At 70.1% G+C, this 21,401-nt stretch carries 19 protein-coding genes; 6 read left to right on the forward strand and 13 right to left on the reverse strand.

Annotated elements, in window-relative coordinates; all coding sequences use genetic code 11:
• Positions 1-3: 3 nt before the first annotated feature.
• The 4 genes from CAL11_RS04565 to hda are packed head-to-tail and all read right to left on the reverse strand — an operon-like array spanning position 4 to position 3,244.
• A complete protein-coding gene (locus CAL11_RS04565; protein ID WP_086092280.1) occupies positions 4-495 on the reverse strand; it encodes a 2-amino-4-hydroxy-6-hydroxymethyldihydropteridine diphosphokinase in 492 nt (163 codons plus the stop codon).
• A complete protein-coding gene (gene pcnB, locus CAL11_RS04570) occupies positions 492-1,847 on the reverse strand; it encodes a polynucleotide adenylyltransferase PcnB (protein WP_086092281.1) in 1,356 nt (451 codons plus the stop codon). The genes CAL11_RS04565 and pcnB overlap by 4 nt, the downstream gene beginning before the upstream one ends.
• Positions 1,848-2,546 (reverse strand): HAD family hydrolase, encoded by a 699-nt coding sequence (locus CAL11_RS04575; RefSeq protein WP_015065011.1) that lies wholly within the window; start codon positions 2,544-2,546, stop codon positions 1,848-1,850.
• Complete coding sequence (hda, locus tag CAL11_RS04580; protein WP_086092282.1) at positions 2,543-3,244, reverse strand: DnaA regulatory inactivator Hda; 702 nt, start codon at positions 3,242-3,244, stop codon at positions 2,543-2,545. Before hda ends, CAL11_RS04575 begins: the two co-directional genes overlap by 4 nt.
• Before the next feature lie 252 nt (positions 3,245-3,496).
• Between hda and purM the strand changes: the two genes are divergently transcribed.
• Positions 3,497-4,546, forward strand: a complete 1,050-nt coding sequence (gene purM, locus CAL11_RS04585; RefSeq protein WP_015065013.1) for a phosphoribosylformylglycinamidine cyclo-ligase — start codon at positions 3,497-3,499, stop codon at positions 4,544-4,546.
• 44 nt (positions 4,547-4,590) lie between these two features.
• Here the strand turns inward: purM and miaA are convergent, their stop codons facing one another.
• Both miaA and mutL read right to left on the reverse strand, forming a co-directional pair.
• Complete coding sequence (gene miaA, locus CAL11_RS04590; RefSeq protein WP_068927018.1) at positions 4,591-5,541, reverse strand: tRNA (adenosine(37)-N6)-dimethylallyltransferase MiaA; 951 nt, start codon at positions 5,539-5,541, stop codon at positions 4,591-4,593.
• Entirely contained in the window at positions 5,538-7,424 is a 1,887-nt protein-coding gene (gene mutL, locus CAL11_RS04595) for a DNA mismatch repair endonuclease MutL (protein ID WP_086092283.1), read from the reverse strand. Before mutL ends, miaA begins: the two co-directional genes overlap by 4 nt.
• 86 nt (positions 7,425-7,510) lie before the next feature.
• Here mutL and CAL11_RS04600 point away from each other — a divergent pair, with 86 nt between their 5' ends.
• On the forward strand, positions 7,511-8,149 hold the full coding sequence (locus CAL11_RS04600; protein WP_086092284.1) for a VTT domain-containing protein: 639 nt from the start codon (positions 7,511-7,513) through the stop codon (positions 8,147-8,149).
• 39 nt (positions 8,150-8,188) lie between these two features.
• Here CAL11_RS04600 and CAL11_RS04605 read toward each other — a convergent pair whose 3' ends face one another.
• Together CAL11_RS04605 and CAL11_RS04610 are read right to left on the reverse strand one after the other, a co-directional pair.
• Entirely contained in the window at positions 8,189-9,574 is a 1,386-nt protein-coding gene (locus CAL11_RS04605) for an N-acetylmuramoyl-L-alanine amidase (RefSeq protein ID WP_033448429.1), read from the reverse strand.
• Positions 9,505-10,041 carry a bifunctional alanine racemase/tRNA (adenosine(37)-N6)-threonylcarbamoyltransferase complex ATPase subunit type 1 TsaE gene (locus CAL11_RS04610; RefSeq protein WP_015065018.1) on the reverse strand — a complete coding sequence of 179 codons (537 nt, stop codon included), beginning with the start codon at positions 10,039-10,041 and terminating at the stop codon, positions 9,505-9,507. Before CAL11_RS04610 ends, CAL11_RS04605 begins: the two co-directional genes overlap by 70 nt.
• Positions 10,042-10,192: 151 nt before the next feature.
• Here CAL11_RS04610 and fumC point away from each other — a divergent pair, with 151 nt between their 5' ends.
• Positions 10,193-11,584 carry a class II fumarate hydratase gene (gene fumC, locus CAL11_RS04615; RefSeq protein WP_086092285.1) on the forward strand — a complete coding sequence of 464 codons (1,392 nt, stop codon included), beginning with the start codon at positions 10,193-10,195 and terminating at the stop codon, positions 11,582-11,584.
• A 14-nt stretch (positions 11,585-11,598) separates the two neighbouring features.
• On the opposite strand, the gene CAL11_RS04620 is transcribed toward fumC, so the two are convergent.
• Complete coding sequence (locus CAL11_RS04620; RefSeq protein WP_086092286.1) at positions 11,599-12,579, reverse strand: AEC family transporter; 981 nt, start codon at positions 12,577-12,579, stop codon at positions 11,599-11,601.
• Positions 12,580-12,714: 135 nt separating this feature from the next.
• On the opposite strand from CAL11_RS04620, the gene CAL11_RS04625 reads away from it, so the two are divergent.
• Positions 12,715-13,698, forward strand: coding sequence for a tripartite tricarboxylate transporter substrate binding protein BugE (locus CAL11_RS04625; RefSeq protein WP_003814324.1), 984 nt, complete (start codon positions 12,715-12,717; stop codon positions 13,696-13,698).
• Between the two features lie 64 nt (positions 13,699-13,762).
• Here the strand turns inward: CAL11_RS04625 and CAL11_RS04630 are convergent, their stop codons facing one another.
• Positions 13,763-14,662 carry a LysR family transcriptional regulator gene (locus tag CAL11_RS04630; protein WP_086092287.1) on the reverse strand — a complete coding sequence of 300 codons (900 nt, stop codon included), beginning with the start codon at positions 14,660-14,662 and terminating at the stop codon, positions 13,763-13,765.
• A gap of 106 nt (positions 14,663-14,768) precedes the next feature.
• On the opposite strand from CAL11_RS04630, the gene ggt reads away from it, so the two are divergent.
• Positions 14,769-16,523 (forward strand): gamma-glutamyltransferase, encoded by a 1,755-nt coding sequence (gene ggt, locus CAL11_RS04635; protein WP_086092288.1) that lies wholly within the window; start codon positions 14,769-14,771, stop codon positions 16,521-16,523.
• Between the two features lie 7 nt (positions 16,524-16,530).
• On the opposite strand, the gene CAL11_RS04640 is transcribed toward ggt, so the two are convergent.
• From CAL11_RS04640 to CAL11_RS04650, 3 genes are read right to left on the reverse strand one after another with little or no spacing between them, the layout of a single operon-like run.
• Positions 16,531-17,655: a CaiB/BaiF CoA transferase family protein gene (locus CAL11_RS04640; RefSeq protein WP_086092289.1), complete on the reverse strand. Its 1,125-nt coding sequence runs from the start codon at positions 17,653-17,655 to the stop codon at positions 16,531-16,533.
• A 13-nt stretch (positions 17,656-17,668) separates the two neighbouring features.
• A complete protein-coding gene (locus tag CAL11_RS04645; RefSeq protein ID WP_086092290.1) occupies positions 17,669-18,649 on the reverse strand; it encodes a Bug family tripartite tricarboxylate transporter substrate binding protein in 981 nt (326 codons plus the stop codon).
• Positions 18,650-18,684: 35 nt separating this feature from the next.
• Complete coding sequence (locus CAL11_RS04650) at positions 18,685-20,394, reverse strand: acyl-CoA dehydrogenase family protein (protein WP_086092291.1); 1,710 nt, start codon at positions 20,392-20,394, stop codon at positions 18,685-18,687.
• A 109-nt stretch (positions 20,395-20,503) separates the two neighbouring features.
• Here CAL11_RS04650 and CAL11_RS04655 point away from each other — a divergent pair, with 109 nt between their 5' ends.
• Positions 20,504-21,400 (forward strand): LysR substrate-binding domain-containing protein, encoded by an 897-nt coding sequence (locus CAL11_RS04655; RefSeq protein ID WP_033461299.1) that lies wholly within the window; start codon positions 20,504-20,506, stop codon positions 21,398-21,400.
• Position 21,401: the final 1 nt, after the last annotated feature.

Genomic DNA, 21,401 nt, shown 5'->3' on the forward strand with positions numbered 1-21,401 from the left:
GCCTCAGCGCAGCGGCTCGATGGCCTGGCCGGCCAGCGCGGCCAGCAACGCCGCGCAGTCGCCTTGCGCCAGGCGCAGGCCCGGCGCCAGCTCGCATAGCGGCGCCAGCACGAAGGCGCGTTCATGCATGCGCGGATGCGGCACGCTCAGGCGGGGATGGTCGATGGCCTCGTCGCCGTACAGCAGCAGATCCAGGTCCAGGGTGCGTGGCGCATTGCGGTAGGGCCGTTCGCGCCCGTGGCGCTGCTCCAGCGCCTGCAACAGATCCAGCAGGGCCAGTGGCGCCAGCGTAGTGCTGAGCGCGGCGACCGCGTTGACGAAATCGGGGCCCTGGGCCTCGACGGGCGCCGTGCGGTACAGGCGCGAGGCCGTGCAGGCGAGTACGCCGGGCGCGGAGGCCAGTTCGTCCAGCACGCCGCGCAGTGTCGCGGCCGCATCGCCCAGGTTGGCTCCCAGGCCGACGTACGCCAGGACGGGAGCCGGGGCGCCGCTCATTGCGGTTCGCACGGGCGGTTGGACGGACGGCGGCGCGGGCGGCGGCGCTTCTGCGCCGGCGCGTCGCCCGCCTCGCGCGGCAGGCGGGCGGTTTCCTCGATCATTTCGGCGCGCGTGGCATCGTCGCCATTGGCCAGGTCCATCCACCACTGGGCCAGCACGCTGTCGAATTCGCCGGCGGCGGCGCGCAGCTGCAGGAAATCGCAGGCGGCGCGAAAGCGCGGCTGCTCCAGCATGCGGTAGATGGTCTTGCCGGCGCGGCGCTCGAAGCGCGGCTGCATGAACCAGATCTCGCGCATGTCGGACGAGAAGCGGCGCTGGATGGCCAGTTTCTCGGTCTGTTCGTCCAGCACCGAGTCGGCGGCCTGCACCAGCGCGGGGATGTTGTGTTCGCCCTGGGCCCGCAGCTGTTTCCAGCGCACGTCGACCAGCTGCCACAACAGCGCCGCGAACAGGAAGCTGGGGCTGATGGTCTTGCCGGCGCGCACGCGCGCGTCGGTGCGCTCCAGCGCCAGTTCGACGAAATTCTCGCCGCCAGGCTGCTCGAGCACGACGTCGAGCAAGGGCAGCAGGCCGTGGTGCAGGCCGTCATTGCGCAACTGCCGCAGGCAGTCCATGGCGTGGCCGCAGGTCAGCAGCTTGAGCATTTCGTCGAACAGGCGCGAGGCCGGCACGTTCTCGATCAGGCTGGCCATGGTGCGGATCGGCTGCCGCGTGGCGGTATCGATGGTGCCGTTCAGCTTGGCCGCGAAGCGCACCGCCCGCAGCATGCGCACGGGGTCTTCGCGATAGCGCTTGACCGGGTCGCCGATGATGCGCACCTGGCGCTTCTTCAGGTCCTGCACCCCCTGGTGGTAGTCGATGACTTCCTCGGTGTGCGGGTCGTAGTACAGCGCGTTCATGGTGAAGTCGCGGCGCGCCGCGTCTTCTTCCTGGGAGCCGAATACGTTGTCGCGCAGGATGCGGCCGTGCTCGTCGGTTTCCTGGTCGTCCGAGGCCGGCGCGCGGAAGGTGGATGTTTCGATGATTTCCTGGCCGAACACCACGTGCACCAGCTGGAAGCGCCGGCCGATGATGCGGGCGCGGCGAAACAGCGGGCGGATCTGTTCGGGCGTGGCGTTGGTGGCCACGTCGAAATCCTTGGGCTCCAGGCCCACGATCAGGTCGCGCACCGCTCCGCCGACGATATAGGCTTCGTAGCCATGCTGGCGCAGTACGTCGCAGACTTTGATGGCGTGGCGCGAGACATTGCGGCGATCGATGCCATGGCGTTCCGCGCCGATGCGCTGTGGGCCGCGCAGGGCCGGCGCGAACAGCCGGCCGACAAATTTTCTTATGGTTTCGGTAATCATTTAGGACTTCGCATCTTCGAGGTGGTCGAACAGGTCGATCACCTGCCATCCGCGCGCCTGGGCGATCTCGCGCAGGCCCGGGCTGGGATTGGCGGCGATAGGCCGTGTTACCGCTTCCAGCAAGGGAACATCGTTGACCGAATCGCTGTAGAAGAACGACTCGGCGAAATCGCCCAGCGCCAGGCCCATGCCGGCCAGCCACTGGCTGACCCGCACCACCTTCCCTTCGCGGAAGCTGGGCGTGCCTTCGATGCGACCAGTGTACCGGCCGTCGCGGTATTCCGGGTCGGTGGCGATCAGGTGCTGCACGCCGAAGGCGCGCGCGATCGGGGCGGTGACAAAACTGTTGGTGGCGGTCACCAGCGCGCACAGGTCGCCGGCCGCCAGGTGCCCGCGCACGACGTCGACCGCCTGCGCCGTGAGGCTGGGGCGGATCACGTCGCGCATGAATTCCTCGTGCCAGGCGGCCAGCTCCACCGGCGAATGCGCAGCGAGCAGGCCCAGCATGAACTCGGCGGCCTGCTCGGCGGTCAGCTCGCCGCGGTTGTAGCGCTCCATCAGGTCGTCGTTGCGGCGGCGCGCCTCGTCGGGATCGCCGGCGCGGCCGGTGCGGGCCAGGAAGTCGGCCCATTGGTAGTCGCTGTCCAACGGCAACAGGGTGTGGTCGAGGTCGAACAGGGCTAGGCGTCGGGTCGTCATGTCGCTTGCGAGTGAGGGTCTGCCAGCATGGCGCGCAGCAGGGGAATGGTAATGGGCCGGCCGGTGGCCAGCGAATAGCGGTCCAGCGCGTCCAGCAAGGCGGCCAGTTTCCGGATGTCGCGTTCGTGGTGGGTGAGCATCCAGTTGATGACCTCGGGCGCCAGCTGCAGGCCGCGCTCGGCGGCCTGGGCGGTCAGCGCGGCCAGCTTGTCCGCGTCGGACAGGGGGTCGAGCCGGAAGACCAGGTCCCAGCCCAGCCGGGTGCGCAGGTCTTCGCGCAGCGGCAGCGACATCGGGGCGCGGTCGCCGGAGACGGCCAGCGCGAAGGCCCGGCCGGTGGCGGCCGATTCGCGCCAGCGATTGTACAGGGCGAACAGGCCGGCCTGCCGCGCGTCGTCCATGCGGTGCACGTCGTCGACGGCCACCAGCCGGGGCATGGGCGCGGTCGAGTCGGCCTCGGCCAGCTCGCGCAGCGACTGCGCCGCGCGCGCGGCATCGATGTAGATGGCCTCGGGCTGGGCGCTCAGGCCGCGCAGCAGGTGCGTGCGGCCGCAGCCGGCCGGCCCCCACAGGTAGATGGCCCGCCCCGCCGTCAGGGCGTGCGCGGCCGCCAGCGCCTGGCCGTTGGGGCCGGCAATGTAGTTGTTCAGCGTAGGCGCAGGCGCAGGAAGAACGTCAAGCAGCAGCTGGCGGTTCATGTATGGCGATAAAACAGGCTTTCCGGATCGGGGCGCGCGGCGCATGGCATGCCCCGGCGCGGCCAACCCTGCATTAAACCACTGCGGGCCGGGCGGTGTCGCGCGACGGCGAACGCGGGCGGGCGAAACCCGGCGGGCGGAGCATTTCGGAGCATTTCCAGGGGTTTGCGGCCAGGATCGCGCCCGGCGTCGTAAAATCCCGGACGTACCACCCAAAATCCCGCAATTGTTACATACCCCACGGTTTTTCACATGACTAATCAACATTCCGCTCCCTTGACCTATCGCGATGCCGGGGTCGACATCGATGCAGGCGACGCGCTGGTCGACCGCATCAAACCCCTGGCCGCGCGCACCATGCGTCCCGGAGTGTTGGCAGGCATCGGCGGCTTCGGCGCCCTGTTCGAGGTGCCGAAGAAATTCCGCGAGCCCGTGCTGGTGTCCGGCACCGACGGCGTGGGCACCAAGCTGCGCCTGGCGTTCGACTGGAACCGTCATGACACCGTGGGGATCGACCTGGTCGCCATGAGCGTCAACGACATCCTGGTGCAGGGCGCCGAGCCGCTGTACTTCCTCGACTACTTCGCCTGCGGCAAGCTGTCGGTGGACACGGCGGCCGCGGTGGTGGGCGGTATCGCGCGCGGCTGCGAACTGGCCGGCTGCGCGCTGATCGGCGGCGAAACCGCCGAAATGCCGGGAATGTATCCCGACGGCGAATACGACCTGGCTGGCTTCGCGGTGGGCGCGGTCGACAAGTCGGCCATCATCGACGGCAAGTCGATCCAGCCGGGCGACGTGGTGCTGGGCCTGGCTTCCAGCGGCGCGCACTCGAACGGCTACTCGCTGGTGCGCAAGATCCTCGAGCGCGCCGGCGCGCGCCCCGACCAGGACTTCCACGGCCAGCCGCTGGCCGACGTGGTGATGGCGCCGACCCGCATCTACGTCAAGCAGGTGCTGGCGGCCCTGGATCGCCACGGCCCGGCCATCAAGGGCCTGGCGCATATCACCGGCGGCGGCCTGCTCGACAACGTGCCGCGCATCCTGCAGCCCGGCATGGCCGCGCAATTGCAGCGCGACGGCTGGGAAATGCCCAAGCTGTTCCAGTGGCTGCAGCAGCAGGGCAGCGTGGCCGATACCGAGATGCACCGCGTGTTCAACTGCGGCATCGGCATGGTGCTGGTGGTCGCGGCGGATCAGGCCGATGCCGTCGCCGCCACGCTGCGCGAGCAGGGCGAGATCGTCAACCGGATCGGCGAAATCGTGCCGCAGCAAGACGGCATGGCCCAGACCGTCGTGGTCTGAGGCAGGGTTCGGTGCCTGTCCCCGCGGGGACAGGCGCCGGACGTTCAGTCGGGCGTCGGGCCCAGCGCCCGCGCCATCGCGTCGACGGTGCGCGCCACGGCGTCGCCGGCCAGGCAATCGATGATGACGCGCTCCGGCTGCGCGCGCAGCCAGGTGAGCTGGCGCTTGGCCAGCTGGCGGGTGGCCGCCACGCCTTGCTCGCGGGCGGTGTCCAGGTCGATATCGCCATCCAGGTATGACCACATCTGCCGGTAGCCGACACAGCGCACCGACGGCAGTCCCGGATGCAGGTCCGGGCGCGCGTGCAGGCCGCGCACTTCTTCGACCAGCCCGGCCGCCAGCATGGCGTCGAAGCGCTGTGCGATGCGCGCGTGCAGCGCCGCGCGCTCGGAGGGTTCCAGGCTGAGGGTGACGTAGCGGTAGGGCGATGGCGCGTCGCCGCGCCGTTCGCCCTGCAGCAGGGCCGACATGGGTTGGCCGGCCAGGCGGCAGATTTCCAGCGCGCGCTGGATGCGCTGGCTGTCGTTGGGCGACAGGCGCGCCGCGGTGACCGGATCCAGCAAGGCCAGCTCGGCATGCAGCGCAGGCCAGCCCAGCCGCGCGGCGCGCGCCTCGAGCTCGGCACGCAGCGCCGGATCGGCCTGCGGCAGATCGTCCAGCCCTTCGCGCAGCGCCTTGTAGTACAGCATGGTGCCGCCGGCCAGCAGCGGAATGCGCCCGCGCGCGTGGATCTCGGCGATCAGCCGCAGCGCGTCGGCGCGGAATTCGGCGGCCGAATACGCTTGCGCCGGATCGCGGATATCCAGCAGGTGCTGGGGAACCTGGGCGCGCTCGGCGGCCGACGGCTTGGCGGTGCCGATGTCCATGCCGCGGTAGATGGTGGCCGAATCGACGTTGATGATTTCGAGCGGCCAGCGCTGCGCCAGCGCGAGGGTCGAGGCGCTCTTGCCGGCCGCCGTGGGGCCGGCCAGGCAGATGATGGCGCGCGGGGTCATTGGCCGCGCAGGAACAGTTTGTCGAGGTCGTTGACCGACCATTGCACCCAGGTGGGGCGGCCGTGGTTGCACTGGTCGGCGCGCTCGGTGATTTCCATCTGGCGCAGCAGCGCGTTCATTTCCTCCAGCGTCAGGCGCCGGTTGGCGCGCACCGAGCCATGGCAGGCCATGGTGCTCAGCAGCTCGTTGCGCTGCTCGGTCAGCAGGCGCGACACGCCCACCGCGCCCAGGTCGCGCAGCACGGCGCGCGCCAGGCTTTCGATGTCGCCGCGCGCCAGCAGGGCCGGCACGCTGCGCACCGCGATGGAGGCCGGGCCGGACGGGCGCATCTCGAAACCCAGTTCGTTCAGCTGCGTCTCGTGCTCTTCGACCAGCGCCACGTCCTTCTCGGCGGCATGGAACACGACCGGCACCAGCAGGTCCTGGCGCGGCAGCGCGCGGTCGTCCAGGGCGCGCTTGAGCTGTTCGTATACCACCCGCTCGTGCGCGGCGTGCATGTCGACCAGCACCAGACCGCGCGAGTTCTGCGCCAGGATGTAGATGCCGTGCAACTGCGCCAGGGCCTGCCCCAGCGGATGCTCGTCGGCCGCCGGCAGCGCCGTGGCGGGAGCGTCGCGCAGCGCCATGGCCGCCGGCGCCGCGTCCGCGGGCAGGGGGCGGTACAGGCTTTGCCAATCGGACGCGGGGATGCCGGCCGGTTCTGCGTGCAGGCGGAACGGCACCTGCGTGTGCGGCCGGGCCGGCGACCCTTGGTAGGAAACCTGGCCTGGCGGGGGATAGGAAGCGGGATAGGGCGCGCGCGGCTCGGCCAGGCCGGGCGCGGCGGCCGGCTGGCCGGCGTAGGCCGCGTCGGGGGCGGCGCCGTCCGGGGCGCCGGCCGGCACCGCTTCGGCTCCGCCGGTCTGCGCCAGCGTCTGGCCCACGACCTGCGAAACGAACCGGTGCACCGCGCCGCTGTCGCGAAAGCGCACTTCATGCTTGGCCGGGTGCACGTTGACGTCGACCGCGCCCGGATCGATGTCCAGGTACAGCACGTAGGCGGGCTGCCGGTCGCCATGCAGCACGTCGGCATAGGCGCTGCGCAAGGCATGGCTGACGGTGCGGTCGCGCACGAAGCGGCCATTGACGTACAGGTACTGGCGGTCGGCGCGCGCCCGCGCCGCGGTGGGCCGCGTCACCATGCCCATCAGGGCGATGGCGCCGGCGGCCGCCTGCACCGGCAGCACGTGGCCGACGAATTCGGCGCCCAGCACGTCGCGGATGCGCTGCCCATGGTCGGCCGGCAGCCATTGGCGCTGCGCGCGGTCGTGGTGGAAAAGGCGGAACGCGACTTCGGGGTGGGCCAGCGCGATGCGTTCCATGGCGTCGACGCAATGGCCGAATTCGGTGGCTTCCGAGCGCAGGAACTTGCGCCGCGCCGGCACGCGGTCGAACAGCTGGCGCACGTCTATCGTCGTGCCCGGCGGTCCCGAGGCCGGGCTGACCTGCAGGCTGCCGCCGTCGATCTGCCAGGCGTGGTCGGCGCCGCGCGTGCGCGAGATGATCGTGAGATCGGCCACCGAGGCGATCGACGCCAGGGCCTCGCCGCGAAACCCCATCGAGGCCACGGCTTCCAGTTCGTCGAGCGAGCGGATCTTGCTGGTGGCATGGCGCGTCAGCGCCAGCGGCAGCTCCTCGGGCGGGATGCCGCTGCCGTCGTCGGTGACGGCGATGCGGCGGATGCCGCCGCCCTCCAGGCGCACCTCGATGGCGCGCGCGCCGGCGTCGATGGCATTTTCAAGGATTTCCTTGAGCACCGACGCCGGCCGCTCGATCACCTCGCCGGCGGCGATCTGGCTGATCAACAGGTCGGGGAGGGTGGCAATCGGACGGCGATCGGACATGGGCGGGCGGCAAACGGAATAGGCAATAATGGCGATTTTAGCCCTACGCTACCGCCCGGCAGCCGGCCTCACATCCGCGGACCCTCATGCTCGACTTCCTCAATATGGTGCTCCACATCGACCAGACCCTAGGCATCTGGGTCGAACAGTACGGCGTGTGGGTGTACCTGGTGCTGTTTCTCATCGTGTTCGCCGAGACCGGGCTGGTGGTGCTGCCGTTCCTGCCCGGCGACTCGCTGCTGTTCATCGCCGGCGCGTTCGGCGCCACCGGCCACATGGACCCGGTGCTGACGGCCGCGCTGCTGATCGTGGCGGCCATCAGCGGCAATACGGTCAACTACACGATAGGGCGCTACATCGGGCCGCGCGTGTTCTCGATGAACCTGCGCTTCCTGGACCGCAACGCGCTGATGCGCACGCACGCGTTCTACGAGAAGCATGGCGGCAAGACCATCGTCATGTCGCGCTTCATCCCCGTGATCCGCACCTTCGCGCCGTTCGTGGCCGGCGTGGCGGACATGCGCCTGGCGCGCTTCCAGCTGTTCAATATCGGCGGGGCGCTGCTGTGGGTGATCAGCCTGGTGGCCGCGGGCTATTTCTTCGGCAACATCCCGCTGGTGCGCGAGCACCTGAACACCATCGTGCTGATCGGCCTGGGCGCGGCCATTGTGCCCGTGGTCGTCGGCGCGCTGGTGCGCCTGGCGCAGGTACGGCGCGGCGGATGAGCGGCGCGGCGCCCGCCCCGTGCGGGGCAGGCGCCGGCCTCAGCTGACGTCGCCTACGCGCGCCAGCGGCGGATTGGCGGTGAAGTAGCGGTCGATGCCGGTCATCATGGCCTGCGCCAGCTTTTCCTGGTGCGCCGCGCTGCGCAGCAGGGCTTCTTCCTTGGGATTGCTGATGAAGGCCGTCTCGACCAGGATGGACGGGATATCGGGCGCCTTCAGCACCGCGAAGCCCGCCTGTTCGACGCGGTTCTTGTGCAGCCGATTGATCTTCTTGATCTCGTCCAGGAAGGCGGTGCCGACCTTGAGCGAATCGTTGATCTGCGCCGTGGTGGACAGGTCCAGCAGCACCTTGGCCACCTGGCGGTCGTGGCTGCCGAGGTTGACGCCGCCGATCAGGTCGGCCGCGTTTTCCTTGTCGGCCAGCCAGCGCGCCTGCGTGCTCGATGCGCCGCGCTCGGACAGCGCGAACACCGACGAGCCGTTGGCCGTGGGCTTGATGAAGGCATCGGCGTGGATGGACACGAACAGGTCGGCGCGCACGCGGCGCGCCTTCTGCACGCGCACGTGCAGCGGCACGAAATAATCGTCGTCGCGCGTCAGGTAGGCGCGCATGTACGGCTGCGCGTCGATCAGGGCCTTGAGCCGTCGCGCGATGCGCAGCACCACGTCCTTCTCGCGCAGGCCCGAGCGGCCGATGGCGCCAGGATCCTCGCCGCCATGTCCCGGATCGAGCGCGATGGTCAGCATGCGCTTGCGGCTGGCCGAGCGGCTGGGCGCGGGAAGCGGCTTGATGGGCGGGGTGGGCAGCGCGGGCGCCGGCTCCTGGCCGCGCGCCAGCGGCGCGGCCGGCTGGTCGGGCGCGGGCTGGTTGCGCGCGATCTCGTCGAGCACGCGCGCCAGCGGATCGTCGACATCGGGCCCGGATTGCTTGTTCAGGATCGCCATCAGCGGGTCCTGCGCCACCTTCGGGTACAGGTCCAGCACCAGGCGGTACTGGTAGTCGGCCACCGGCTTGAGGGTGAACACCTGGGGCGCCACCGACTGCTTGAGGTCGAACACCAGGCGCACCACGTTGGGCCGGTTCTGCGCCACGCGCAGGCCCCGGATGTACGGGTCGTCGTGCCGCACCTTGGACACGAGGTCGTTGAGGGCGGCATTGACCGACAGGCCTTCGATATCCACCACCAGGCGGTGGGGATTCTCCAGCGTGAAGTGTTCAGCCTTGAGCTCGCTGTCGAGCTCGAGCGTGACGCGCGTGTACTCATCGGCCGGCCAGGTGCGCACGGCCAGGATGGTGGCCGCATGCGCCAGGCGGGGAACGACGGGGAGGACGAGCAGGGTCGCGGCGACGCTGATCAGGCGTCGGCGGGCGGCGGCGCGGGGAGAGAGCGCGCCGTGGGCGGGGGGACAATCGCGTTCAACCATGTTTGTCCTCGGGCGGTATGGGCGGTCAGGTTGGCGTCCCGTCCCTGGTCTGCGTAAGCCAGGGAGATCAGCAGGTCCGGAGGGGGCAGCAAGCCTGCCGCGCGCTCCGGCCATTCGATCAAAACTACCGCGTCGTCACGCAGTAAATCTCGGAAACCGGCGTCCAGCCATTCGCGCGAATCGCTAAACCTATAAAAATCAAGGTGATAGAAGTATAAGTTAGAAACTTTATAGGATTCAAGCAGCGCGTAGCTGGGACTCTTGATCCGGCCCTGGATGCCGCATTCGCGCAACAGTGCGCGCGTGAAGGCCGTCTTGCCGGCGCCCAGGTCGCCTTGCAGGTGGATCTGTCCCCCCGGTGGTCCGCCGCGCCGCCCGTCGACCAGCGGCGCAAGCTGGCGCGCCAGGTCTTCGGTGGCGGCTTCGTCGGGCAGGTGCAGGCGGAGGGTGGTCGGTGGGGCGGACATGGCGGGTCTCGAGTGGTAAAACGCAAAGCGTGGAGCGGATTATAGGAAGCGGGCTTTCTGCTACGCTTGCCGACAGGATTGATTCTCGTTCATGTATTGTCGGACGCGTCCGGCAACCCGACCAACTCGCCGCAAACGGAGCTGTACCGCCATGAAAACCCGCACCGAAAAAGACACTTTCGGCCCGATCGAGGTGCCCGACCAGCATTTGTGGGGCGCGCAGACCCAGCGCTCGCTGCACTTCTTCGCGATCTCGACCGAGAGGATGCCGGTGCCGCTGGTCGCCGCCATGGCGCGCCTGAAGCGCGCCGCCGCCAAGGTCAACGCCGAACTGGGCGAGCTGGATCCGCAGATCGCCGACGCGATCATGCGGGCCGCCGACGAAGTGGTCGCCGGCAAGTGGCCCGACGAGTTTCCGCTGTCGGTCTGGCAGACCGGCTCGGGCACGCAGAGCAACATGAACATGAACGAGGTGCTGGCCAACCGCGCCTCCGAGCTGCTGGGCGGCGAGCGCGGCGAAGGCCGCAAGGTGCACCCGAACGACCACGTGAACCGGGGCCAGTCGTCCAACGATACCTTTCCGACCGCCATGCACGTGGCCGCCGCGGTCGAAGTCGAGCATCGCGTGCTGCCGGCCCTGAAGGCGCTGCGCGGCACGCTGGCGGCCAAGAGCGCCGCGTTCTACGACATCGTGAAGATCGGCCGCACCCATCTGCAGGACGCCACCCCGTTGACGCTGGGCCAGGAGATCTCCGGCTACGTGGCGCAGCTGGACCTGGCCGAGCAGCAGATCCGCGCGACGCTGGCCGGGCTGCACCAGCTCGCCATCGGCGGCACGGCGGTGGGCACCGGCTTGAATGCGCATCCGCAGTTCAGCGCCAAGGTATCGGCCGAACTGGCCCATGACACCGGCAGCGCATTCGTGTCGGCGCCCAACAAGTTCCAGGCGCTTGCCTCGCACGAGGCGCTGCTGTTTGCGCACGGCGCCCTGAAGACGCTGGCGGCCGGGCTGATGAAGATCGCCAATGATGTGCGCTGGCTGGCCAGCGGCCCGCGCTCGGGCCTGGGCGAGATCAGCATCCCCGAGAACGAGCCGGGCAGCTCGATCATGCCGGGCAAGGTCAACCCGACCCAGTGCGAAGCCGTCACGATGCTGGCCGCGCAAGTCATGGGCAATGACGTAGCCATCAATTTCGGCGGCGCCAGCGGCAACTTCGAGCTGAACGTCTTCAAGCCGCTGGTGATCCACAACTTCCTGCAGTCGGTGCGCCTGCTGGCCGACGGCATGGTCAGCTTCGACAAGCACTGCGCCGCCGGCATCGAGCCCAACCGCGAGCGCATCACCGAGCTGGTCGAGCGTTCGCTGATGCTGGTGACCGCGCTCAACCCGCACATCGGCTACGACAAGGCCGCGCAGATCGCCAAGAAGGCCCACAAGGAAAACCTGTCGCTGAAGGAGGCGGCGCTGGCGCTGGGGCACCTGACCGAGGCGCAGTTCGCCGAGTGGGTGGTGCCGGGCGAGATGACCAACGCGCGCCGCTGAGCGGCGCCGGCGCGTCAGCTGGGCGCGCCCAGCCCCGCGGCCGCGGTCAGCCACAGCGGGATGGTCGCGGCCGAGGCCAGCGTGCCCAGCGAGATCAGCACCGCGACCATGCGGCCGTCGCCGCCCATGCGCATGGCCAGCACATAGGCCGCCGAGGCGGTGGGCAGGGCGGAAAACAGCATCAGCATGCGCGTCTCCAGCGCCGGCAGCCCCAGCGCCCAGGCGATGCCCAGGGCCGCCGACGGCATGGCGGCCAGCTTGACCGCCAGCATCCAGCCGATCAGCCGGCCATGGCCCTTGCCGCCCTCCCAGGCGAGGCTGGCGCCCACGCACATGATGCCCAGCGCCAGGGCGGCCGCGCCCAGCCGCGCCATCACGGTGTCGATGGGGCCCGGCAGGCTCAGCCCGGCCAGGTTGCAGGCCAGGCCCAGCAGGGTCGAGACCAGCAGCGGATTGCGCGCCAGCTCGCGCAGCAGGCCGTTGCCGCTGTGGCGAGCCAGGCCGTACACGGCGGCGACGTTGGCCATGGGCACGGCAAAGCCCACGATCAGCGCCATGATGGTCTGGCCGGGGCCGCCGGCCAGGCTGGCGGCCAGGGCCAGGCCGATATAGGTATTGAAGCGGTAGCCGCATTGCGCCGCCGAGGCCAGCGCCACCGGCGCGGGCCTGAGCACCGGGCCGGCCAGCCACGCCAGCGCCACGCCGCAGGCCATCAGGGCCGCGGTGGCCTGCAGCAGCTGCACGGCGTGGCCGGCGCTGATGGGGGTGCGCAGGATGGACTGGAACAGCAGCGCGGGAAACAGCACGAAATACACCATGCGTTCGGTGCCGGCGAAGAATTCGCGCGAGAATCCCAGTTTGTGGCGCAGGGCCCAGCCCAGGGCGACGAGCATGAAATCGGGCAAAACCAGCAGGGCAACCGACATGGAACCTGGAGGGAAAATTGACGGGGGCGGCGCTTCCGCGTCGCGGCGCAAGCTGCTATTCTCCGACATTCTGGCAGCGCCTTGGCCATAAGCAACCCTTTGAAGGCGCGCGCCAACAATCAAAAAGGCCGCCGCACACCGGCGCGCCCACCGCACAGCCGGCCCGTTACGCACGGCGTCGAAATCCCTGGAGGAAACACACTCATGAATAAAGTACGCACCCTGGTTCAGGCCATTGCCGTGGCCACCGGTCTTGTCGCCGCCGCTGGCGCGCAGGCCGCCGATGCTTATCCCAGCAAGGCCATTCGCGTGATCGTTCCGTTCGCCCCGGGCGGCTCGACCGACATCATCGCCCGCCTGGTGACGCAGCGCATGAGCCAGGAACTGGGCCAGCCCATGGTGGTGGAGAACAAGGGCGGCGCCGGCGGCGCCATCGGCGCGTCCGAAGCGGCGCGGGCCGAACCCGACGGCTACACGCTGTCGATCGCCACCGTGTCGACCATGGCCGTCAACCCGGCCTGCCGTCCCAAGGACCTGCCGTACGACCCGATCAAGGATTTCCAGCCGGTCACGAACTTCGCCAACACGGCCAACGTCGTGGCGGTCAATCCCAAGTTTCCCGCCAAGGATTTCAAGGGCTTCCTGGAAGAGCTCAAGAAGAACCCCGGCAAGTACTCGTACGGCAGCTCGGGCACCTGCGGCGTGCTGCACCTGATGGGCGAGTCGTTCAAGATGGCCACCGGCACCGACATCGTGCACGTGCCCTACAAGGGTTCGGGCCCGGCCGTCGCCGATGCCGTGGGCGGCCAGATCGAACTGATCTTCGACAACCTGCCGTCTTCCATGCCGCAGATCCAGGCCGGCAAGCTGCGCGCCATGGCCATTGCGTGGCCGACCCGCATCGACGCCATCAAGGACGTCCCCACGTTCGCCGACGCCGGTTTTCCGGTGCTGAACCAGCCGGTGTGGTACGGCCTGCTGGCGCCCAAGGGCACGCCGATGGACGTCGTGAACAAGCTGCGCGATGCCGCCGTGGTGGCCCTGAAGGACCCGAAGGTCATCAAGGCCCTGGACGACCAGGGGTCGGCGCCGTCGGGCAACACGCCCGAGGAGTTCGCCAAGGAAATCAAGGAGCAGTACGACTGGGCGCAGGACGTGGTCAAGAAGCAGAACATCAAGCTGGACTGATGGCTGCCTGACACCGTGCACGCCGAAAGCGCCCCGCGGGGCGCTTTTTTCTTGCGCGCGTTTTTTATTCCGCCTGCGGCGCGGGCTGCGCCTGCAGCGCCGCGCAGGCCTGGCGCAGGCGTTCGATGAAGTCGTGGTGCAGGGTCGAGAGCGCGTCCTGGCTGCGGGTCATGACGCTGATGGGCACGCGCAGCGCCGGCTCCAGGCGCCGCAGCGCCATGCCGGGGCGCAGCATGGCGCGCGCGGTGATGGCGTCGACCACGGCGTCGCCGCAACCGGCCTCGGCCAGCGCGCAGGCCACGTAGTGGGTCTGTACCTGGATCGCCACGGGCGGAGCCAGCCCTTGCGCGTCCAGCGCCATCTGCAGCAGCGAGCCCGAGGCATCGCGGGCGTCGAGCACGATGAGGGTTTCGTCGCCGAGATCCTGCAGGCGCGTCGCGCCGGCGCCGGGGCGGCGGCTCAGGTGCACCAGCTCGGTATGGCCCAGGCTGGCGCGCGTCAGGCCGGGGTGGTCGTTGGCGTCGAAGGTAATGGCCAGGTCGAGCTCGTGCGCCAGCAGGCCCTGCACCAGCTCGGCGCTGTGATGGGTGTGGATGTCGAACGTGATGCCGGGCTGGGCGTCGCGGCTGGCGCGCACCACTCCGGGCAGCAGGCCCAGGCCCAGGGCTGGGGCGCAGCCCAGCCGCAGGTGGCCGTGCGGGCGTTCGCGCAGGCTGGCGGCCAGCCGGCGCACGCTGCCGAGGTCCTGGTTCAGGCGCGCCACTTCGGGCGCCAGGATTTCGGCTTCGCGCGTGGCCACCAGGCGCCCCTTGACCCGCTCGAACAGTTTGAACCCGAGCTGGGCCTCGGCGTGCGCCAGCAGCTTGCTGGCCGCGGGCTGCGAAATATGCAGGGCCGCCGCCGCCTCGGTCAGCGACCCGGTACGGCGGATGGCCTCGAAGATTTCGATGTGGCGCAGGCGCATGGCTCAAACCCGGGATGGAAAATGCGATTCTATGCCGAGGCGGATTCGCCGCTGCCGGACAGCCTGTTTATCATGTGCCGCTGGACCACCTGGACAAGGGAAGACCATGCCATTGCGGACTCTGCTGTTGGCGCTGTGCGCCGCCGCCATTTGCCAGGCGCCGGCCTGGGCGCGCGAGGCGCCGGGCGTGGCGCGCGAGGACATCAATCCGGAGATCGCCGGCGCGCGCAGCGAGCGCGCGCAAGCGCACGCCCGGCGCTACATGATCGCCACCGCCAACCCGCTGGCCAGCGAGGCCGGCTACCGCATCCTGCGGGCCGGCGGCAGCGCCGCCGACGCCATCATCGCCGCGCAGCTGGTGCTGAACCTGGTCGAGCCGCAATCCTCGGGCATAGGCGGCGGCGCCTTCATGGTGCATTACGACCGCGGCGCCGGCGAGCTGCGCGTCTACGACAGCCGCGAGACCGCGCCCGCGGCCGCGCGGCCCGATCGCTTCATGCACGAGGGCAAGCCGCTGTCGTACGCGGAATCGGTCAACAACGGCCGCGCGGTGGGCACGCCGGGCCTGTTGCGCGGCCTGGAACTGGCGCACCGCGAGCACGGCAAGCTGCCATGGCAGGCGCTGTTCGAGCCGGCCATCGCGATGGCCGAGCAGGGGTTTCCCGTGTCGCCGCGCCTGCACGAGTCGATCGCCGGCGACAAGGCGCTGGCGGCGCAGCCCGCGGCGGCGCGCTATTTCTACGGCCCCGGCGGGCAGGCCTGGCCGGTCGGCCACCGGTTGAAGAATCCCGAGTTCGCGGCCACGCTGCGCAGCATCGCGCGCGAGGGAGCCGACGCCTTCTACCGCGGGCCGATCGCGCGCGACATCGTGGCGGCGGTGCGCGCCCATCCCACGCCGGGCGACCTGAGCGAGGCCGACCTGGCCGCCTACCGGGCCGTGGTGCGCGAGCCTGTTTGCGGCCTGTACCGGGGCTACCGGCTGTGCGGCGCGCCGCCGCCCAGCAGCGGCCCGCTGGCGGTGCTGCAGATGCTGGGCGAACTGGAGCAATACCCGCTGGCGCGCATGCGCCCCGGCAGTGTCGAGGCGGTGCACTATTTTTCCGAGGCCGGGCGGCTGGCCTTCGCCGACCGCGATTTCTACGTGGCCGACCCGGCTTTCGTCGACGTCCCGGTGCGCGCGCTGCTCGATCCCGCCTACCTGCGCCAGCGTGGCGCGCTGATCCGCCCCGACCGCAGCATGAAGACGGCCCTGCCCGGCGATCCGCAGGGGCTGCTGGCCGAGCGCGCGCGCGACGACGCCATCGAGGTGCCCTCCACCAGCCACCTGGTGGCGGTGGACGCCGCGGGCAACGTGGTTTCCATGACCTCGACCATCGAGGCCGCGTTCGGCAGCAAGATTTTCGTGCGCGGCTTCCTGCTCAACAACGAGATGACGGACTTCTCGTCCTCGTACCGCGATCCGGAAGGGCGGCTGGTGGCCAACCGGGTCCAGCCAGGCAAGCGGCCGCGCAGCTCGATGGCGCCCATGATTGTGTTTCGCGCCGGCAAACCCGTGCTGGCGCTGGGCTCGCCCGGCGGCAGCGCCATCATCAACTACGTGGCCAAGACCCTGGTCGGCGTGCTCGATTGGAAGCTGGACGTGCAGCAGGCGATCGCGCTGCCCAACCTGGGCAGCCGCAACAGGGAAACCGAGCTCGAGCGCGGCACGGCGCTGGAGGCGCTGGCCCCGGCGCTGCGGCGCATGGGCCATGAGGTGCGCATTACCGATTTTCCCAGCGGGATCCAGGGCATCGTGATCGGGCCGCACGGCCTGGCCGGCGGCGCCGACCCGCGCCGCGAAGGGCTGGCGCTGGGCGATTGAGGGCGGTTCAGGCCCCGGCCGGTTCCTGCAGCGCCGGCGGTACGCTGCGCAGGCGCGCGGGGGTGCGCGACAGCTTGATGGGCGAGGCGATGCCCCGGTAGTCGCCCGTTTCCAGCAGCATGCCACGGTGGCGGGCATGCGGATGGTCGAGCGCCTGCGCCACGTCCAGCACGGCCGCGGCCGGCACGCCCAGCCGCAGCAGGCGCTCGGCCAGCGAGGCCGCTTCGTGCGGCTGCAGCAGTTCGGCCAGCGCGGCGCGCAGGGCGTCGCGGTGCGCCAGGCGGTCGGCGTTGCTGGCAAAACGCGCATCCTGCGCCAGGTGCGGGGCGCCCAGCGCGTCGGCCAGCGCCGCGAACTGGCGGTTGTTGCCCACCGCCAGGAAAATCGGCCCGGCGCCGGTGGGCAGGGTTTCATACGGCGCGATGTTCGGATGCGCGTTGCCGGTGCGCGCGGGCACCCGGCCGCTGTAGAAGTAGTTCGGCGCATGCGGGTGCAGCAGCGACAGCGCGCAGTCGTACAGCGTGATGTCCAGGAACTGGCCCAGCCCGCTGCGCTGGCGCTCCTGCAACGCCAGCAGCACGGCGACGGCCGCGTTCAGGCCGGTCACCATGTCCACGACCGGCAGGCCCACCCGCGTGGCCGGGCCGTCGGCCTCGCCGTTGACGCTCATCAGCCCGCACATGGCCTGGGCGCAGGCGTCGTAGCCTGGCAAGCCGCCCAGCGGGCCGTCGGCGCCGAAGCCGCTGACGCGGCAATGCACCAGGCGCGGAAACGCCTGGCTCAGCGTGTCGTAGCCCAGCCCCCACTTTTCCAGCGTGCCGGGCTTGAAATTCTCCACCAGCACGTCGGCGTCGGCCAGCAGGCCGCGCAGCAGCTCCTGGCCGGCGGGCTGCGACAGGTCCAGCGTCATGCCGCGCTTGTTGCGGTTGACGCCGATGAAGTACGACGCGGTCTGGCCGGAGAACGGCGGCCCCCAGCCGCGTGTCTCGTCGCCGCCGGGCGGTTCGATCTTCAGCACGTCGGCGCCGTGGTCGGCCAGGATCTGGGTGCAGTATGGGCCGCCCAGCACGCGCGACAGGTCGATGACGCGGCAGCCTTGCAGGGCGCCCGGGGGCAATGCGGCAACAGCCATGATGGGTACGCCTCTAGTCCAGGGAAATCTGCGCGGCGCGGATCAACTCGCCCCACTTGTCGACTTCCTCGTTGATGAAACCGGCCAGGGCCTGCGGCGTGCGCTCGGGCGCCGGCACGATGCCTTGCTTGCGCAGCGTGTCGCGTACATCGGGCGCGTCCAGCGCGGCGATGAAGGCGGCGTTCAGTTTCTGCACGACGGCTTCGGGCGTGCCCTTGGGCGCCACGATGCCGAAGAACACGCTGACGTCGTAGCCGGCCAGCCCCTGTTCGGCCAGGGTGGGCAGGTCGGGCAGGGCCTCCGAGCGCTGCGCGCTGGCCAGGCCGATGGCCTTCAGCTTGCCGGCCTGTATGTGCGGCAGCGCGGTCAGGATGTCGGTGAACGACATCGAGACCTGCCCGCCCAGCAGGTCGTTCAGGGCCGGGCCGGTGCCCTTGTAGGGCACGTGCAGGATGCGCGTGCCGGCCATGCGGTTGAACAGCACGCCGGCCAGGTGCGAGGACGCGCCATTGCCCGAGGACGCGTAGCTCAGCTTGTCGGGGTTGGCCTTGGCGTAGGCGATCAGTTCCTGCACGTTGTTGGCCGGCACCGAGGGATGCACCACCAGGATGTTGGGCAGGTGGCCGATGCGCACGATGGGCGCGAAGCTGGTGCGCGGATCGTAGTTCTGTTTCTTGTACAGGCTGAGGTTGATGGCCAGCGGGCCCGAGGTGCCGAACAGCAGCGTATAGCCGTCGGGCTTGGCGTTGGCCACCAGTTCGGCGCCGATATTTCCGCCGGCGCCGCCGCGGTTTTCCACCACCACGGTCTGCTCGAGCTGCGTTTTCAGGCCTTCGGCCAGCCGGCGCGCCATGGCGTCGGTGGGGCCGCCGGGCGGGAAGGGCACGACTAGGGTGACCGGCCGGTCGGGGTAGTCGGCCAGCGCGGGCGCGGCGGCGCCGCCCAGCAAGGCCAGGCCGGCGGCCAGGACGAGGCTGCGAATCAGCTGTTGCATGGTATGTCTCCGTCGTTGTTATGGGGGGACCGCCGCTACAGCGCGGTCTGCAGCACGGCGCGGCACGCCTGGTCATCGTCGGCGGGCAGCGCACAAGGGTCGCGGGGCGCCAGCCGGTGGCGCAGCGCCAGGTCGGCCAGCGCGGCGCGCGAGGCCAGTTGGGGATCGCGCGCCGCTTCCCAGCGCAGCGCGGCGATGGCGACGACGTGGTACAGCGCCGAGGCCGCCTGGCGGGCCAGGTCATCGCGTTCATGGGCGGCCGCGTGCGCGGCAAGCGCATAGGCGTCGTCGAAGGCGCGCGCCTGCACTTGCGCCAGCCCGGGCGGGCACGGCGCGCCATCGGCCAGCAAGGCCTGCACATGGCGCTGCAACGCCGGCAGAGCGTCGGCCTTGCGGATGGCGCGCAGCACGTCCAGCGCCACGATGTTGCTGGTGCCTTCCCAGATCGAGCCCAGATGCGCATCGCGCATCAGGCGCGGCTCGACCCACTCTTCGATATAGCCGCAGCCGCCGCGCACTTCCATCGCGTCGCCGGTTACGTGGCGCGCGTCGCGGCAGGCGCGGAACTTGATCAGCGGCGTGAGGATGCGCGGCAGCGCGGGCTCTCCCTCGCCGCGGTCGGCGGCGGCCAGCGCCTGGGCGGTCTGGAACATGACGCTGCGCGCCTGCTCGGCGCGCACGGCCATCTTGGCCAGCTGCCGGCGCATCAGCGGCATGTCGATCAGGCGCTTGCCGAAGGCGCGCCGCTGCTGGGCGAAGAAAACCGCCTCGGTCAGCGCGCGGCGCATCAGGCCGGCGGCGCGCATGCCGTTGGACAGGCGCGAGTTGTTGATCATGTCGGCCATGTGCTTGAACCCCTGGCCGCGCTGGCCGACCAGCCATGCCAGCGCGCCTTCCAGGCGGATCTCGCCGCTGGCCATCGAGCGCGTGCCCAGCTTGTCCTTCAGGCGCAGGATGCGGTAGTGGTTGGGGCTGCCGTCGGGCAGGCGGCGCGGCAGCAGGAACAGCGACACGCCGCGCAGGCCTGCGTCGGGCTCGCTGCGCGCCAGCACCATGGCAAAGCCGGCATCCGGGTTGGAGCAGAACCACTTGTCGCCATGCAGCGCCCAGCGTCCGTCGGCCTGCGCCTGGGCGGTCACCGTGGTGGCGCTGACATCGGAACCGGCACCCTGTTCGGTCATGAACATGGCGCCTTGCTGCAGCTGGTCGAAATCCTGCGTGATGACTTGCGGCAGGACGTGTTCCACCAGCGCCGGGTCGCCGAACTTGCGCAGCGTGCGCGCCAGCGAGTCCGTCATGCTGACCGGGCAGCACAGGCCGAATTCGGCCTGCACGAACAAATGGCTGAGCGCGTACTTGGCCGCGGCGGGCATGGGGTCCGGCCAGCCGAGCACGCCGCCGCGATGCGACAGGGCCGCCAGGCCGAATTCGCTGTAGGCCAGGCGCTCCAGCTCCACATAGGCGGGATGCTTGTCGATGCGCGATTCGTCCGTGCCGGTGCGGTGCCGCACCGACAGCGTCGGCGGGTGGCGGTCGGCCGTCATGGCCAGTTCGTCCATGCGGCCGCCGGCCAGCGCGCCCAGGCGGTCGAGGTGCGGCAACAGGTGGTCGCAGAGATCGGCGGGCAGATAGCAGCGTGCCAGGCCGGCCGCATAGGGGTCGGCGCGGAACAGGTTCAGGCCGCGCGCGTCGGGCACCGGACTGGCCGCCGCGGCGGCCGTGTCGGTGGAGGAAAGCGTATCCATGGTGTCTCCCTTGCCGGATTCTTTGCCGCCATGGTCGCCCGTTCGATATATCTATACAAATACCGTTTTGGTGTAGAACAATACAATTAAAGTATGGATAGGAGGAGGCATGGACCTGGAGCCCCGTTTGCTGCGCTATTTCATCGCCGTGGCGCAGGAGCGCAACTTCAGCCGCGCCGCCCAGCGCCTGCATATCTCGCAGCCGCCGCTCAGCTATGCCATCCGCCAGCTGGAAACGCAGCTGGGCGCGCGCCTGTTCGAGCGCTCCAGCCGCCATGTGGCGCTGACCGACGCCGGGCGGGTGCTCTATGGCGAAGCGCTGTCGCTGCTGCGCCAGGGCGAGGAGGTGGGGCGGCTGGTGCGGCGCGCCGAAGCCGGGCTGCAAGGCCGTCTGCGCATCGGCTTCGTCGGCTCCATGCTGTACCGGGGCCTGCCGGACCTGCTGGCGGCGCTGCGCAGCCAGCTTCCCGATGTGGAGCAAGTGCTGGCCGAGCGCAATTCGCACGACCAGCTCGAGGCGCTACGGCGCGGCGAGCTCGACCTGGGCTTCATCCACGCCAATCCGCCGCCCGAGGGCGTGAGCGCGTGCGACCTGGTGGCAGAGCCGTTCGTCGTCTGCCTGCCCGATACGCACCGCCTGGCCGGCCAGCGTTCGCTGCGCCTGGCCGACCTGGCCGGGGAGGATTTCGTGTTCTTCGCGCAGGCCGCCTCGCCCAGCTATTACGAGACGGTGCTGTCGCTGTGCGTGGCGGCTGGCTTCCACCCGGCGGTGCGCCACGAGGTGCGGCATTGGCTCAGCGTCGCGGCGCTGGTGGCCAGCGGGCTGGGCGTGTCCATCGTGCCGTCGTGCCTGGCGCGGGCCGGGCTGGCCGGCGCCTGCTATGTGGCGTTCGAGCACCAGGCCCGCTCGGTGTGCCAGATCGCCTGGCCCAGCCTAGCGCCCACCTCCCTGCAGGCAACGGCCCTGCAGGCGGCCTTGCGTCATTTCGCGCCGCCGCCCGTTTGAG

It is taken from the genome of Bordetella genomosp. 6 (genome assembly GCF_002119705.1).
In the GTDB taxonomy this organism is placed as follows: domain Bacteria; phylum Pseudomonadota; class Gammaproteobacteria; order Burkholderiales; family Burkholderiaceae_B; genus Bordetella; species Bordetella bronchiseptica_F.

Bases quoted from the DNA above. Each gene is read 5' to 3' on its own strand.
- ggt (WP_086092288.1), top strand. From the start codon at position 14,769: ATGCCATTGCGGACTCTGCTGTTGGCGCTGTGCGCCGCCGCCATTTGC.
- CAL11_RS04620 (WP_086092286.1), bottom strand. From the start codon at position 12,579: ATGTCGGAGAATAGCAGCTTGCGCCGCGACGCGGAAGCGCCGCCCCCG.
- CAL11_RS04610 (WP_015065018.1), bottom strand. From the start codon at position 10,041: ATGTCCGCCCCACCGACCACCCTCCGCCTGCACCTGCCCGACGAAGCC.
- CAL11_RS04650 (WP_086092291.1), bottom strand. From the start codon at position 20,394: ATGGATACGCTTTCCTCCACCGACACGGCCGCCGCGGCGGCCAGTCCG.
- CAL11_RS04625 (WP_003814324.1), top strand. From the start codon at position 12,715: ATGAATAAAGTACGCACCCTGGTTCAGGCCATTGCCGTGGCCACCGGT.
- fumC (WP_086092285.1), top strand. From the start codon at position 10,193: ATGAAAACCCGCACCGAAAAAGACACTTTCGGCCCGATCGAGGTGCCC.
- hda (WP_086092282.1), bottom strand. From the start codon at position 3,244: ATGAACCGCCAGCTGCTGCTTGACGTTCTTCCTGCGCCTGCGCCTACG.
- pcnB (WP_086092281.1), bottom strand. From the start codon at position 1,847: ATGATTACCGAAACCATAAGAAAATTTGTCGGCCGGCTGTTCGCGCCG.
- miaA (WP_068927018.1), bottom strand. From the start codon at position 5,541: ATGACCCCGCGCGCCATCATCTGCCTGGCCGGCCCCACGGCGGCCGGC.
- CAL11_RS04645 (WP_086092290.1), bottom strand. From the start codon at position 18,649: ATGCAACAGCTGATTCGCAGCCTCGTCCTGGCCGCCGGCCTGGCCTTG.
- CAL11_RS04640 (WP_086092289.1), bottom strand. From the start codon at position 17,655: ATGGCTGTTGCCGCATTGCCCCCGGGCGCCCTGCAAGGCTGCCGCGTC.
- CAL11_RS04575 (WP_015065011.1), bottom strand. From the start codon at position 2,546: ATGACGACCCGACGCCTAGCCCTGTTCGACCTCGACCACACCCTGTTG.
- mutL (WP_086092283.1), bottom strand. From the start codon at position 7,424: ATGTCCGATCGCCGTCCGATTGCCACCCTCCCCGACCTGTTGATCAGC.
- CAL11_RS04605 (WP_033448429.1), bottom strand. From the start codon at position 9,574: ATGGTTGAACGCGATTGTCCCCCCGCCCACGGCGCGCTCTCTCCCCGC.
- CAL11_RS04630 (WP_086092287.1), bottom strand. From the start codon at position 14,662: ATGCGCCTGCGCCACATCGAAATCTTCGAGGCCATCCGCCGTACCGGG.
- CAL11_RS04565 (WP_086092280.1), bottom strand. From the start codon at position 495: ATGAGCGGCGCCCCGGCTCCCGTCCTGGCGTACGTCGGCCTGGGAGCC.
- purM (WP_015065013.1), top strand. From the start codon at position 3,497: ATGACTAATCAACATTCCGCTCCCTTGACCTATCGCGATGCCGGGGTC.
- CAL11_RS04600 (WP_086092284.1), top strand. From the start codon at position 7,511: ATGCTCGACTTCCTCAATATGGTGCTCCACATCGACCAGACCCTAGGC.
- CAL11_RS04655 (WP_033461299.1), top strand. From the start codon at position 20,504: ATGGACCTGGAGCCCCGTTTGCTGCGCTATTTCATCGCCGTGGCGCAG.